Source organism: Cupriavidus sp. UGS-1, from assembly GCF_021213615.1.
GTDB lineage: Bacteria > Pseudomonadota > Gammaproteobacteria > Burkholderiales > Burkholderiaceae > Cupriavidus.
The window spans coordinates 324,733-337,985 of the sequence record NZ_JAJQJF010000003.1 but is presented as its reverse complement, the minus strand read 5'-3'; the positions used below and the strand labels follow the sequence as shown (position 1 = coordinate 337,985).

Sequence of the window (13,253 nt, the reverse complement as noted above, 5' to 3'; positions counted from 1 at the left end):
GCCAAGATCCATAGTCCACCAGCCATGAACACCGCGACTCGCACCACTATGCATGCCATGGTCTTCGATGGCCATTCGCCCGAGCTCGAGTTGCGCGAAGTACCCATTCCCGAACCAGGTCCTGGCGAGGTCCGGGTCGCGATATCGGCCTGCGGCGTCTGCCGGACCGATCTGCATATCGTCGATGGCGAGCTGCCGCTGCCGAAGCCCGCTTTGATTCCTGGCCATGAGATCGTCGGCCGCGTAGACATCTGTGGCCCAGGTGTGACCAGTCTCCGACCCGGAGACAGGATCGGCGTTCCTTGGCTCGGGCGCACCTGCATGCACTGCGACTACTGCCTCAACAACCAGGAGAATCTGTGCGACGCCCCGCAGTTCACGGGCTATCTCCGCGATGGCGGCTACGCCCACTACGCCGTCGCCGATGCCGCGTACTGCTTTCCGATTCCGCAGGCTTACGACGATCTGCAGGCCGCCCCGCTTTTGTGCGCGGGCCTGATCGGGCTACGCACCCTCAATATGGCTGGCCCTGCGCGCAGAATCGGCATCTATGGCTTCGGCGCAGCCGCGCATCTGGTGGCCCAGATTGCGCTCGCGCGAGGCGCGGAGATCTATGCCTTCACGCGTCCGGGCGACACCGCTGCCCAGGCGCTGGCACAGGCAAGCGGCGCCTTGTGGACTGGCGGCAGCAATGAGGTGGCGCCGGTGGCGCTCGATGCCGCGCTGATCTTCGCTCCGGTCGGGGCGCTGGTGCCGTTCGCGCTCGCCGCCGTACGCAAAGGGGGAACGGTCGTCTGCGGTGGGATCCATATGTCGGACATCCCTGGTTTTCCCTACAGCCTGCTCTGGCAGGAGCGTCGCCTGGTTTCGGTGGCGAATCTGACCCGCGCGGACGGGCACGCGATGATGCGCATTGCCGACGAAGTGTCCCTGCACATGCAGGTCACGCCGTATGCGCTGACCGATGCCAATCGGGCGCTGTCGGACCTGCGCGCTGGCCGCCTTGCCGGCGCGGCGGTCCTCAGGATCGGACCTTGATCGACGCAAAGTTGATTAAGGTCAACGGCGTTCGCGATCAAATGGCTAAGCTCGATACATCGGGATCCCGGGCGCCAGCCCAACTACGGAGGAGTGCAATCATGTACAGGAAGATCGTCCTGGCGGTGGACGGCAGCAGTTCGTCCGACCTCGCCCTGACCCAGGCCATCACGCTGGCAAAAGCGTGCGGAGCCGAAGTCGAGGCCCTGTTCATTGCCGAGAATGTCGACGTCTACTTCGATGCGGGCTACTACAACCCCGACATGCTGATGAAGGCAATCCTCGCCAACGGGCAACATGCGCTGAACGAGGCCGGGCAACGTCTGTCGCAAGCCGGCATCGAACACCAGCTGAAGCTGATCGAGCGGCCGGTGTCGCCCGGCAAGATCGCGGATACCATCGTCGCTGAAGCCGATGCGAGGAACGCCGACCTGATCGTGTTGGGCACCCATGGGCGGCGCGGCGTGCGTCGACTGGTGATGGGCAGCGTCGCGGAAGGCGTGATTCGGCAGTCCAACAAGCCGGTCCTTCTGATCCGCAGCGAGAAGGAGGATTGAGAAGATGCGGCCCGACTCTGCCCACCTGCCCCGGCGCCCGCGGCAATGAGCACGCGCAATCTGGAGCATCTGTTCCGGCCCGAGTCGATCGCCGTGATCGGGGCATCGCGCCGGCCCGGCAGCATCGGCGCCGCGATCCTCGCCAACCTGATGGAGAGTGGATTCGCCGGGCCCGTGTATCCGGTCAATCCCAAGTACGACACACTGGCAGGACGGCCCTGCTACCGCAACGTCGCTGCGCTGCCACAGGCGCCGGAACTGGGCGTCATTTGCACGCCGGCAGAGTCCGTACCGAAGCTGGTCGAGGAATTAGGCCGGAAGGGCACACGCGCGGTGGTGGTGGTAACGGCGGGCCCACCCGCGGAGGGCGGCCAGCGGGCTGCATGGCGGCAAGCCATCCTCGACGCCAGCCGGCCTTACCTGCTCCGCGTGCTGGGGCCGAATTGCGTCGGCCTGATGGTGCCGCGGATCGGCCTGCACGCCAGCTTCGCCACGGGCCCGCTCAAGAGTGGGCCGCTTGCCTTTGCCACCCAATCCGGCGCGCTTGCCACCGCGGTGCTGGATTGGTCCCGCTCGCGCGACATTGGCTTTTCGCACTTTGTCTCGCTCGGCGACAGCGCGGATATCGACGTCGCCGACGTGCTGGACTATTTGGCGACGGATGCCTCCACGCGCGCCATCCTTCTCTATGTGGAGGCCGTTCGGGACGGCCGCAAGTTTCTCAGCGCGGCCCGCGCCGCAGCAAGAAGCAAGCCGGTGGTGATCGTCAAGGCAGGGCGCGTGCCCGACGGGGCGCGTGCCGCCGCCTCGCATACCGGCGCGTTGGCTGGCGCAGACGATGTGTGGGATGCCGTCATCCGGCGCGCAGGCTTGCTGCGCGTCACCTCCACCGAGCAGCTGTTCGACGCCGTCGAGACGCTGGCTCGGGGGCGTCCGCTGGCGGGCGAGCGGCTCTGTATCATCACCAACGGTGGTGGCGCAGGCGTGCTGGCGACCGATGCCCTGGTGCTGAGCGGTGGCACCCTGGCGACTCTCGGTGTCGACACCATTGCGGCGCTGGACCGTTGCCTGCCGGCGGGATGGTCACGCGGCAACCCCGTCGACATCGTTGGCGACGCCGACGCTGGCCGGTATGCGAATGCACTGGCCGTGGTCTCGCATGCCAGCGACGTCGACGCCGTGCTCACGATCCATGCACCGACCGCACTGGTGCCCACGCGGGCCGTGGCGCAAACCATCATCGACGGCGCGGCCGGCGCGACGCACCCCTTGCTAGCGTGCTGGCTCGGTGGCGACGATGCGCGCGACGCGCGGCTGCTCTGCCAGCGAGCCGGCATCCCGGCTTACGCCATGCCGGAGCAGGCGATTCGCGGCTTTCTGCAGCTGGTCGAGTTCCAGCGCAATCAACGCATGCTGCTGCATGTGCCGAGCGCCGCCGAGGCGGACGACACGGAATGCGTCGACAGCAACGCCGCGCGGGCCGTGATCGAGGCCGCCTTGCGCGAAGGGACCACGATGCTGGACGAGGCGCGATCCAAGCGCCTGCTGAAGGCCTATGGCATACCGGTGGTCGAAACCGAGATCGCGCGCGACCCCGTCGACGCCGCCGAGGTGGCGTCGCGCATCGGCTTCCCGGTCGCGCTGAAGATACGCTCCCCAGACCTCACTCACAAATCCTCGGTCGGCGGCGTGGCACTGGATCTGGCGTCGTCGCAGGAAGTGCGCGCCGATGCGACACGGATGCTCGAGCGCATCGGTGCCATCCATCCCGGCGCGCGCCTCGACGGATTCACGGTCCAGCGTATGGCCGGCCGCCCGGGTGCACGAGAATTGATCGTCGGCATTGCCACCGATCCGGTTTTCGGCCCCGTGGTGCTGTTCGGCCAGGGCGGCACCGCGGTGGAGCGCATCGGCGACCGCTCGATCGGTCTGCCGCCTCTGAACGAGGCGCTGGCCAGCCAGATGGTTGACAGCACCAGAGTAGCGCGCGTGCTGGGCGCCTACGCCGCGGTGCCCGCCGCGGATCGCCGCGGCATCTTGCGCGTGCTGATCCGTATCGCGCGCATGGCGTGCGAGCTGCCAGAGGTGACGGAACTCGATATCAATCCTCTGATCGCCGACGAGAGCGGCGTGCTGGCGCTGGATGCCCGCGTCGGCATACGCCCTGCCAGCGGGCGACCGACCGATCGGCTATCCATCCTGCCCTACCCCACCGAACTGGTGCAGACGATCGACTGGAACGGTCACACGTTGTTGCTGCGCCCGATTCGACCCGACGACGCCGTGCGCTATGCCGCCTTCGTCGATGCGCTGAGCGAGATCGATGCGCATCGGCGATTCTTCTGCGCCATCCATCGCCCTGCCGATCCCACTCACTTCCTGCGCTGGACCCAATTGGACTATGCGCGCGACATGACATTCGTCGCGGTACTGTCGCCCGATGCTGCCCACGGGCGCGGCAACAGCGCGGGCAAGCCGGCTGTCGACGCAGGACAGATCATTGGCGAAGCTAGATTAGCGGCCGATCCGGATGGTTTGAGCGCGGAATTTGCCATCGCCGTGCGCTCGGACCTGCAGCATCGTGGGCTGGGCACCTTGCTGCTGAAAATGGCCATCGCCTATGCCCGGACGCGGGGGCTTGCCCGCCTGGTCGGCATGACATTGCCCGACAACGCCGCCATGCTGGCCCTGGCCACCGCGTGCGGTTTCACCGTCGCGCGTGCCGCTCCCGCGGCAAACGGTTGGCACCTGCGGCTGGATCTGGACTGACGATGGGGCGGCGTGCCGGCCGTCGCGCCGCCCGCCGCTCAATGCGACAGCAGCACCAGCACACGGGAGGCCCGGATCAGACTGCGAGTCGCCCCGCCCATCATCAGTTCGCGCATGCGCGAATGGCCATAGCCGCCGGCGACGATCAGATCCGCGCCCAGCGCCGTCGCCACCGCCAGCAAGGCGGGACCCGGCTGCGGCGTATCTGGTTCGTTGATGCCGCTTGCGTCCACGCCGTGGCGGCGCAGGTAGGCCAGCAAGTCCTCCAGCGGGGCGCCTTCCTCCTGCCGCTCCGGCGTCGTCATCGCGACCGCCGTCACACGGTCGGCGCGCCTGAGGAACGGCATGGCGTCGGCGACCGCCCGCGCGGCCTCTCGCCCGCCATCCCAGGCAATCATCACGTGGATGGCCGGGCACGATCGCACCCCTTCCGGCACGACGAGCAACGGCCGCCCGGCATTCAGCAGCGCATACTCGACCGGTTCGGAGGCCAATGGCGGCGTCGAAGGCGGCCACAGGGGCTGGCGCACGACGACGATGTCCGCCACCCGTCCCGTGGTCGCCAGCGCCCAGCCGGCTTCTTCCTCAACCAAGCGGTGCGAGTGGGGGACGCCTGGCGCCGCCTCCGTCAGCACACGGGTGAACTGTTCCGACGCGAGTTGCGCGTGTCGGCGCAGAGTCTGCTGCGCAGCCTCGGCATAGCGGCGGGCCTCTTCGCCGACCGAGCGGAACGGCTCCAGGCGAAAACCGGTCGCGGTCAGGCCCAGCACGTGCGACGAATAACGCCGCGCCAGATCCCCGGCCACCCGGATCCGATCAGCGCAAGCAGCATCGTCGTCCAGTTCGACCAGGATCGTTTGAAATTCCATGATTGTCTCCGAGCGTAACTCAATGTGACATCAGTACCGGCACCACGGCACGCGCCAGCACCATCCTGGTGACGCCGCCGAGCACGAATTGGCGTACCGTGCCATGCCCGTAAGCGCCCATTACCAACAGACTGGCTCCCGTATCGGCGACCGCCTCCAGCAGGCGTCGAGTTACGTCGCTGTCGCTTCGCACCGTCTCCACCCTCACATCGCGGTATACGCCGTGTTCGGCGAGAACGGCGATGGCATGATGCAGGCCGCCGCCGCCGCGCGTTGCGTCGCCCGGCTTGGCGGCATGGAAAATCGTCGCCGATCCGCCGGCGAGCAGCGGCATGGCGTCATGCAGCGCCCTGCTCGCCTCCCGGCTTCCGTCCCATGCAATGACCGCGTGAGGCGCATGCAGCGAGCATCGCCCTTGTGGTGGAATCAGCAGTACGGGCCGGCCGCTGGCCATCACCATCGTTTCGACAAAGCCTGGCGCGACAAAGGCATGCTGATCGACATCGTCAGGCAGGCCAAGAAGAAGCAGGCCTGCCTGCCGTGACGTTCGAACACAAAAGTCCAGCGGATCAGCTTCGCTCGCCAGCCACCGCGTGCCGCGCGGCAGTTCCGGCATCAACGCAGCCCATTGCCGTCGCATCTGCTCGCGAGTCCGCTGGTGCCATTGCTCAATCTCGCCGAGGTAGCGATCGCTGTCGTCGGTCCTGCGCAGCCATGCCGGATCCGGTTGGAACGTTGAATACAGACATGTCAGCGGCACATCGAGCCGCAGTGCGAGACCGGCACCGAGCTCTAGCCTGTACAACGAACGGCTCCCCGCGTCCAGATGCACCATGACGCTGGCGAAGTCATGTGAAACGTTCATGGCGTGCCTCCCCGCTGGCGACGCTCGCCCGTGTAGCGAACCTGGGCGCGCGGCGCGCCGTCGGGCCGCTTGTCCCACCACTTTTCCAGCTCCATGACGATCAGCAGCGTGGCCGCAATGGCCAACAGCAGCGCCCAGCTCGCTGGCGACACTGGTGCGATATGCAGCGTGTCGCTGACGCCGGGCAGCCACATGGCGGCGATATGCAGCCCCTGCGTCAGCAGCACGCTCGCCACCAGCAGTGGATTGCCTCGCAGCGATTGCCGGAAGATCGAATGATGCTCCGATCGGCTGAGCAACACCTGCACGTTCTCGAACAGCACAAACAGCAGCAACAGCAGATTGCGTGCCGATTCGACGCTCTCGCCGCGCCGCAGCGCCACGTAGAAGACCACAAAGCCCCCGAGCCCCATCCAAATGGCCGAATGCACAACGCGCCGGATCATTACGCGATCGAAGATCGGCTCGCCAGGCGAGCGCGGCGGATAGCGGAGCTCGTCGCCTTCGGCACGCTCCGCGGCCAGCGCCACGTCCTGAATGCCGTTCGTCACCAGATTGAGCCAGAGCAGTTGCACCGCCAGCAACGGCATCGGCAGGCCCAGCGGGATGGCGAGCGCAAACAGCAGAAGCTCCGCCGCGCCGGTCGAGCACAGCATGAAGATGACCTTGCGGATGTTGGCGTAGGCCACCCTGCCCTCGCGGATGCCGTTGACGATGGAGGCGAAGTTGTCATCGGTCAGCACGACGTCGGCACTCTCTCGTGCCACGTCGGTGCCGCCGCGGCCCATGGCGACGCCCACATGGGCCTGCCGCAATGCCGGCGCGTCGTTGATGCCGTCGCCCGTCACCGCGACCACGTTGCCCTGGCGCGCGAGCGACAGGACGATGGCGAGCTTCTGCTGAGGTTCGACGCGCGCGTAAACCACGGCGCGTTCGGTCAGCCGGTCGAGCGCCGATTCACCGGCTACTTCGGCCGCGCTCACCTCGGTTCCTGTGCAGATCTGGTCGTCGGTGAACATCAGCCCGGCTTCGCTTGCAATCGCCGCTGCGGTGCGAGGGTCGTCTCCGGTAATCATCACGACGCCGATACCGGCGCGGATGCAGTCTGCGATCGCCGCCGGCACCTCCGCCCGCACTGGATCCTGCATTCCGGCCATGCCGAGAAAGGTCAAGTCGACCAGGTGACCATGGCCATACTGACCCGACGTGTCCCGCTCTATGGTGCCGCTGGCGAATGCCAGCACCCGCAAGCCGCGTGACGCCATCTCGTCCTTCTGCCGCATCAACAAGGCGCGATCGATCGGCACCGCGTCGCCCCGCTGGTCCATGCTGTCCGCCATCTCGATCAGCGTTTCGGGTGCGCCCTTGACGTAAACATGGACACCGTCCGCTCCATGGTGAAACGACGCGGCATAGCGCAGGTCAGGCTCGTAGGGAATCCGCTGCAGCAACGGCGACGCCGCATGCAGGGCGTCTCGTGCAACGCGCGCTTTCTCGGCCAGCAATAGCAAGGCAACATCGACGGTGTCGCCGGTCCCGCGCCAAGCCCCACCATCGAGCAATAGTTCGCCTTCATTGGGCATGACCGCTGCGTACAGCAGCCGTTTCAGATCGGCCTGTGTGCTGTCGGCTGACGTTGGCACGGAATGGACGGCGCGAATCGAACAGGCGTGCGGGTCGGCCCCCGTATCGCAACGGTAGTGCGCGCCTGACGGCAGGGTCAGGTCGGTCACAGACAGTTGATTCAATGTCAGGGTACCGGTCTTGTCCGTGGCGATCAGCGTGCACGATCCGAGCGCCTCGATGGCCGGCATCCGGCGCACGATGACATTAACCCGCGCCATCTTCCGCATTGCCACGGCCAGCGCCACCGAAATGGCCACGGGCAGCCCCTCCGGGATGGCGCTGACGGCAAGACCGACCGACATCATGAACATCTCATGCCACTGCATCCCTCTCGCCCATCCGACCACAATGAGGACTGCCAGGGCCACCGCGACGACCAGCCCGATGATGCGAGAGAAGCGATCGAGCCTGGTGATCAGGGGAGCCACGTGGCCTTCGCCACCGAGCACATGCCCGGCGATCTTGCCGAGTTCAGTCGATGCGCCGGTGGCCGTCACGACGCCCCGCCCTCGCCCGCGCGTCACCATGCTGGCGGCAAACACCATGTTGGCCGGACGCTCGCCGGCGGCCTGGGCGGTGTGGGCCGACTTTGCCACCGGACGCGATTCGCCTGTCAGCAGTGATTCGTCGCACCGCAGGTCATCCGCCTCGAGCAGCCGCAAGTCCGCGGGTGCCCGGTTGCCCGGCTGCAGCAGCACCAGGTCGCCCGGCACCACGGCGAGCGCATCGATTTCCCGCTGCTTGCCATCACGGACGACGAGCGCCTTTGGCTGCTGCAGATCGCGCAAGGCATGGGCAGCCCGGTCTGCCGAGTATTCCTGGGCCGTGCCGACGGCGCCGTTGATCAACAGCACCAGTCCGATGAAGACCGCATCCCGCAGATCGCCCAACGCCAGCGATACCAGCGCGGCGATCAGCAACACATAGATCAGCGGGCTGCGGAACTGCCTGACAAAGACTGCCGCCACCGTCGGCAGCGCCGGTTGCGGCAGGGCGTTCGGCCCGTATCGCTCAAGCGCGTCGCGTGCCTGCTGCTCTGTCAGGCCGACGTCCACAGGGGTGGGTAGTGGCTCCCGCCTGGCAAGCGGCGTGGTCATATGTCGCGCCCTCCGGCATCGATCAGGGCCGGATGATCATCTTGAGCGCCTTGGTACTGGCTGCCTTGCCGAACGTATCGTAAGCAGCGAGCATCTGGTCAAGACGAAACCGATGGGTGATCAATCGGGCTGGATCGAGCTTGCCTGCTCCTACCGCCTTGAGCAGCATCGGTGTGCTCACCGTGTCCACCAGGCGCGTCGTGATCGTGATGTTCCGGTCCCAAAGACGCTCCAGGTGCAGATCCGCCTTGACCCCATGAACGCCGACGTTGGCGATCGTCCCGCCCGGCGCCACGAGCTCCTCGCACAGTTCAAAGGTCGCCGGAATACCCACGGCTTCGATAACGCAGTCGGCGCCCAGGCCATCGGTCAGCCGCCTGACTTCCTCGACCGGGTCGGCCTCGCTGTTCCGGATACATGCCGTGGCGCCGAACGCGCGGGCCACCTCCAGCCGGTTGGCATCCGGATCGATGACGATGCATTGGGACGGCGAGTAGAACTGCGCCGTCAACAGCGCCGCCAGGCCAATCGGCCCCGCGCCGACGATCGCGACAGTGCTGCCCGGCTCCACCTTGCCGTTGAGCACGCCGCATTCGAAGCCCGTCGGCAGAATGTCGGACAGCATGACCAGCGCTTCCTCGTCCATGCCGTCAGGAATCCGATGCAGGCTTGTTTCGGCATGCGGTATGCGAACGAACTCGGCCTGGGTACCGTCGATACGATGTCCGAGGACCCATCCGCCGCTCTGGCAATGTGAGTACATGCCGCGGCGGCAATATGAACACCTGCCGCACGAGGTAATGCAAGAGATCAAGACAGGATCGCCGGGCTTGAGCGTAGCGATGGCAGTGCCGACCTCCTCGACCACTCCAACGCCTTCATGGCCCAGGATTCGGCCCGGCTCGCACGTTGGCACGTCTCCCTTGAGGATATGCAGATCCGTACCGCAGATTGTGGTCGCCGTCACGCGTACGACCGCATCGGTCGGGGACTGCACCGTGGGACGGGGCCTGTCTTCCAGGCTCAGCCGACCCGGCCCCTGGTAAATCAGCGCTTTCATCTGTTGCTCCTTGCGATGGTGGCGTCTTTCCAGAGTAGACGCGGACCAGGAGCGGGACATTGACGCAGCGCAAGCTGACGGCGGGCAGCACGACAATTTTCATCGACCTGCAAGGGGCCACACCACTTTCCGAGATTCCGGACATCTGGTATCAGGTTCGCAAGAATGTCAGCGACATTCGGCGCGCGTTGCCTTCCGGCGTGGTTGGCTCCGGTTTCAACGACGACTTCGGCGACACGTTCGACATCATCCTCGACTTTACCGACGAGGGATACTCGCAGCGTGCGCTGCGCGATTACGTCGAAAGCGCCCGCTCGGTGCTGCTTGCCGTGCCTGCTGTATCGAAGATCGAGGTGCTCGGCGCTCAGGATGAACAGATCGTCATCGAGTTTTCGACCACGCGCTTGGCGACCCTCGGCCTCTACTACAACGCGCTGCTGTCGACGTTCCAGCAGCAGAACATAGTGCGGCCGTCCGGCGTGGTCCAGGCAGAGGGAGAACGCGTATTCCTGCGCGTTTCGGGAGCATCCGCCAACGAAGACCATATTCGTTCGGCGACCTTCGTCGTTGACGGGCGGCATATCCGGCTGGGCGACCTTGCGCAGGTGCGGCGCGCCTATGGCGACCCACCGCAAGCGCCATTCCGGGTGGACGGCACACCGGCGATCGGGCTGGCCATCGCGATGCGTCAGGGCGGCGACATTCTTGCACTCGGCAGAAATGTTGCGCGGGAGATGAAGCGCATCCGTGCGGATCTTCCGGTCGGTATCGAACCCACCTTGGTGGCCGACCAGTCCAGCACGATCAGCGTCGCCATCGGGGAGTTCATCGACTCGTTCTGGCACGCCATCGTTATCATTCTTATCGTGAGCTTCGTTAGCCTTGGCGTTCGCCCGGGCGCCGTGGTCGCGTGCGCAGTTCCGCTGACCCTCGCCATCGTCTTCGCGGCGATGGAACTGGTGGGGTCGATCTTCAGCGAATTTCCCTTGGCGCCCTGGTTCGCCTTCACCGGGGAGCCGGGCGTCATCAATGCCTCCAAAATGGCGATCCTGGTCGCCTCCCTGTCCGCGGGTGTGCTGGGCTTTGCTGGCTGAGGTGGTTCGGTCAACCCGCGCCATCCCATGCCGATATGGCGCCAGCCGACAGCCAGATCGATCGCGGCGTGCCATCGGATACCGGACGGCAGAGTCGCCGGGGCCGGCCAGCCAACCGCTGATTCGGCATTGCGCATCGAGCAGAGCTTGGATCGCGGCGCCTCATCGATTAGTGCGATCCTTCCTGGTCGCGCATAACCCACGTAACGAAAAGGCTTGCTTCGATTTTGTGACGGGACCAATGGCTGCCGCATACCGCGCACTCGTAGGCTTGGAATTCCGACACAAAACCCGCGCCGGTACGGCGGAGCCCCCCTCCCAACGCCGGCCGCAGTTCTTCGTGACCGTCCGCACGGCAGGCATCCGCGAGAAGTCCTTCGCATTCGTTGCATTGCTTGCCAGTCGCGCGTGCGCTTGATGTACCCGCATGAACGGCTGTCGCCAATACTATGCGGCCCTGCGGGCGGCGGGCTGCACGCGCTGTTTCGCGGGTGACTGGTATCTTGTTCTGCCTTGCATGGAGATCTTGAATGCGACGAACGACGGCATAAAAGAGAACGCGTACTGCGTCAGAATTAGCGTTGAGCACGGCCGCTCGGCAGCATGACCATTGGTGGGGCATCGTCAGACCAAACTCGACGGCGGAAGCCAGGCAGATCACCTTTCCATCACTATTGGCATCGACCATGCGTTGATCCAGAAGCGCGGTCACACAAGCGAGGAAGTCTCGGTGATTCCCTTTGGAGATCTTCGCTGCCTGTGCTGCCACCCCCCGCGTCACTCGCCGGACTTCACGATGCAATCTCGACAGCCCGGAGACGAGCTTTTCCCCAGAGTTTGTACTGCTACGCATAAACGTCCTTTGTACTTCGCTATGGCGCTCGCTTCCACACCTCCGAACCGTCCGGCGAACCGTAAAGTCAACCACCGGGGAACTTTCGCGCTCGGTGGCCGGCTCACTATGACTGCACGGTCAGAACCTATGGCGAATACCGAGCGCGACGCCGACCATGCTTGTCTTATCGCTACCAAGGTAGTATCCGTTCACGTTGTTGATCAGCTGCGTGTCGAGCGCAAGACCAGCATTCCTGGCGAACGCAGTCGTCAGATACAAATCAGTACGCTTTGAGAATACGTAGTTCGCGGCAAAGGAAATTTGCCATGGATTCTTCGGATTGGCCCCATTGAAGTTTTTCCAGTCATCGTAGTAGTACGCTAGCGTCAGGGTGATCGGTGATATTTGATAGTTGACTCCAACCCAATAGTAGTCGTCCCGCGAAATCGTCTGGCTTGCCGCGCCCTCGTTCTTTCCCCACCGATAACCGCCCATTATCTTCGCGGGACCGACTACATAGCTGGCAGCGGCACCGGCCTTCCTGTTCGAGCCTGTGGCTCCCGTGGTCGCATTGAGGGTGGGATTATATTGGTCGTAAACAAGCGCGACACCGAACAAGCCCGAGGTATAGCGAACCGCTGCGCCATAGCCTTTATCACGTCGGAACTGTCCAGGTATTTCACCATTTCCCGCGACGCCATTTCCCAACGACCAATGCGCAGCTGCCGTGAAGCCACTGAATTTCCCCACGTATTTCATGGTGTTATCCGAACGCGCATTTAAGCCGAGTTGCAGCCAGAGCGGATCATACTGGGCAGCGTACCCCTGCGGTGAGAAGTTTGCGAACGAATCGAAGATTGCGGTGTATTGTCGGCCGAACGTGATACTGCCCATCTTTTCGGCCGCCATGCCGACATAGGCCTGGCGTCCAAACAGCCGGCCGCCCTGCTGCATACTACCCGTATCTATCCCGAACCCGCCTTCCAGAACGATCAGAGCCCGTAAGCCGTTACCGAGATTCTCTACGCCACGCAAGCCCCAGCGAGAGCCAGACTGCCCACCGGAGTTCGCCCGCGCAACACTGTGGCCTGGTCCAGTTCTAAAACCATTGGCGGCGTTCGGCACAACACTGGACATGTTTGTCGCGTACTCGACGTTTGCGTCGGCGATACCATAAATCGCGATGCTTGTCTGCGCATCTGCATAATTGAACCAGAACATCGATGCCGCTGCTGGTACACACCTGACGAACCAATTCTGCCTTCCCAATAGCATAAGTCTCCTCCATGAACAATTTTATTTTTTGCTGCATCCCGCATTTGATGAGCCGAGAGAAATAGCTTCAGATTGCTCTCAACGGCATGGCATCGGATCAAATCTCATTCCCGGGGGGCACGACTTGAGAGCATTCTTGATTGGCCACGCATGGCGAGCCGACCGCGC

The 13,253-nt window shown here is 64.6% G+C and carries 10 protein-coding genes; 4 read left to right on the top strand and 6 right to left on the bottom strand.

What is annotated here, in order from left to right; translation table 11 throughout:
- Positions 1-24: 24 nt before the first annotated feature.
- From LRR16_RS06375 to LRR16_RS06365, 3 genes are all read left to right on the top strand, one after another.
- A complete protein-coding gene (locus tag LRR16_RS06375) occupies positions 25-1,038 on the top strand; it encodes a zinc-dependent alcohol dehydrogenase family protein (RefSeq protein WP_370646760.1) in 1,014 nt (337 codons plus the stop codon).
- A gap of 101 nt (positions 1,039-1,139) precedes the next feature.
- Positions 1,140-1,595, top strand: coding sequence for a universal stress protein (locus LRR16_RS06370; protein ID WP_174781649.1), 456 nt, complete (start codon positions 1,140-1,142; stop codon positions 1,593-1,595).
- A 45-nt stretch (positions 1,596-1,640) separates the two neighbouring features.
- The gene (locus LRR16_RS06365) at positions 1,641-4,364 is read left to right on the top strand and encodes a bifunctional acetate--CoA ligase family protein/GNAT family N-acetyltransferase (RefSeq protein WP_232205214.1); all 2,724 of its coding nucleotides are present in this window, start codon (positions 1,641-1,643) and stop codon (positions 4,362-4,364) included.
- 38 nt (positions 4,365-4,402) lie between these two features.
- On the opposite strand, the gene LRR16_RS06360 is transcribed toward LRR16_RS06365, so the two are convergent.
- The 4 genes from LRR16_RS06360 to LRR16_RS06345 are packed head-to-tail and all read right to left on the bottom strand — an operon-like array spanning position 4,403 to position 9,881.
- Positions 4,403-5,233, bottom strand: coding sequence for a universal stress protein (locus LRR16_RS06360; RefSeq protein WP_232205213.1), 831 nt, complete (start codon positions 5,231-5,233; stop codon positions 4,403-4,405).
- 19 nt (positions 5,234-5,252) lie between these two features.
- Complete coding sequence (locus LRR16_RS06355; protein WP_232205212.1) at positions 5,253-6,098, bottom strand: universal stress protein; 846 nt, start codon at positions 6,096-6,098, stop codon at positions 5,253-5,255.
- Positions 6,095-8,821, bottom strand: a complete 2,727-nt coding sequence (locus LRR16_RS06350) for an HAD-IC family P-type ATPase (protein WP_232205211.1) — start codon at positions 8,819-8,821, stop codon at positions 6,095-6,097. The genes LRR16_RS06355 and LRR16_RS06350 overlap by 4 nt, the downstream gene beginning before the upstream one ends.
- 22 nt (positions 8,822-8,843) lie before the next feature.
- A complete protein-coding gene (locus LRR16_RS06345) occupies positions 8,844-9,881 on the bottom strand; it encodes a zinc-dependent alcohol dehydrogenase family protein (protein WP_232205210.1) in 1,038 nt (345 codons plus the stop codon).
- 59 nt (positions 9,882-9,940) lie between these two features.
- Between LRR16_RS06345 and LRR16_RS06340 the strand changes: the two genes are divergently transcribed.
- Positions 9,941-10,975, top strand: coding sequence for an efflux RND transporter permease subunit (locus tag LRR16_RS06340; protein WP_232205209.1), 1,035 nt, complete (start codon positions 9,941-9,943; stop codon positions 10,973-10,975).
- A 169-nt stretch (positions 10,976-11,144) separates the two neighbouring features.
- Here LRR16_RS06340 and LRR16_RS06335 read toward each other — a convergent pair whose 3' ends face one another.
- Positions 11,145-11,663 (bottom strand): hypothetical protein, encoded by a 519-nt coding sequence (locus LRR16_RS06335; protein ID WP_232205208.1) that lies wholly within the window; start codon positions 11,661-11,663, stop codon positions 11,145-11,147.
- Positions 11,664-11,948: 285 nt separating this feature from the next.
- A complete protein-coding gene (locus LRR16_RS06330; RefSeq protein WP_232205207.1) occupies positions 11,949-13,031 on the bottom strand; it encodes a porin in 1,083 nt (360 codons plus the stop codon).
- Between the last annotated feature and the right edge of the window lie 222 nt (positions 13,032-13,253).

Bases quoted from the DNA above. Each gene is read 5' to 3' on its own strand.
- LRR16_RS06365 (WP_232205214.1), top strand. From the start codon at position 1,641: ATGAGCACGCGCAATCTGGAGCATCTGTTCCGGCCCGAGTCGATCGCC.
- LRR16_RS06350 (WP_232205211.1), bottom strand. From the start codon at position 8,821: ATGACCACGCCGCTTGCCAGGCGGGAGCCACTACCCACCCCTGTGGAC.
- LRR16_RS06375 (WP_370646760.1), top strand. From the start codon at position 25: ATGAACACCGCGACTCGCACCACTATGCATGCCATGGTCTTCGATGGC.
- LRR16_RS06345 (WP_232205210.1), bottom strand. From the start codon at position 9,881: ATGAAAGCGCTGATTTACCAGGGGCCGGGTCGGCTGAGCCTGGAAGAC.
- LRR16_RS06335 (WP_232205208.1), bottom strand. From the start codon at position 11,663: ATGGTCGATGCCAATAGTGATGGAAAGGTGATCTGCCTGGCTTCCGCC.
- LRR16_RS06355 (WP_232205212.1), bottom strand. From the start codon at position 6,098: ATGAACGTTTCACATGACTTCGCCAGCGTCATGGTGCATCTGGACGCG.
- LRR16_RS06360 (WP_232205213.1), bottom strand. From the start codon at position 5,233: ATGGAATTTCAAACGATCCTGGTCGAACTGGACGACGATGCTGCTTGC.
- LRR16_RS06330 (WP_232205207.1), bottom strand. From the start codon at position 13,031: ATGTTCTGGTTCAATTATGCAGATGCGCAGACAAGCATCGCGATTTAT.
- LRR16_RS06370 (WP_174781649.1), top strand. From the start codon at position 1,140: ATGTACAGGAAGATCGTCCTGGCGGTGGACGGCAGCAGTTCGTCCGAC.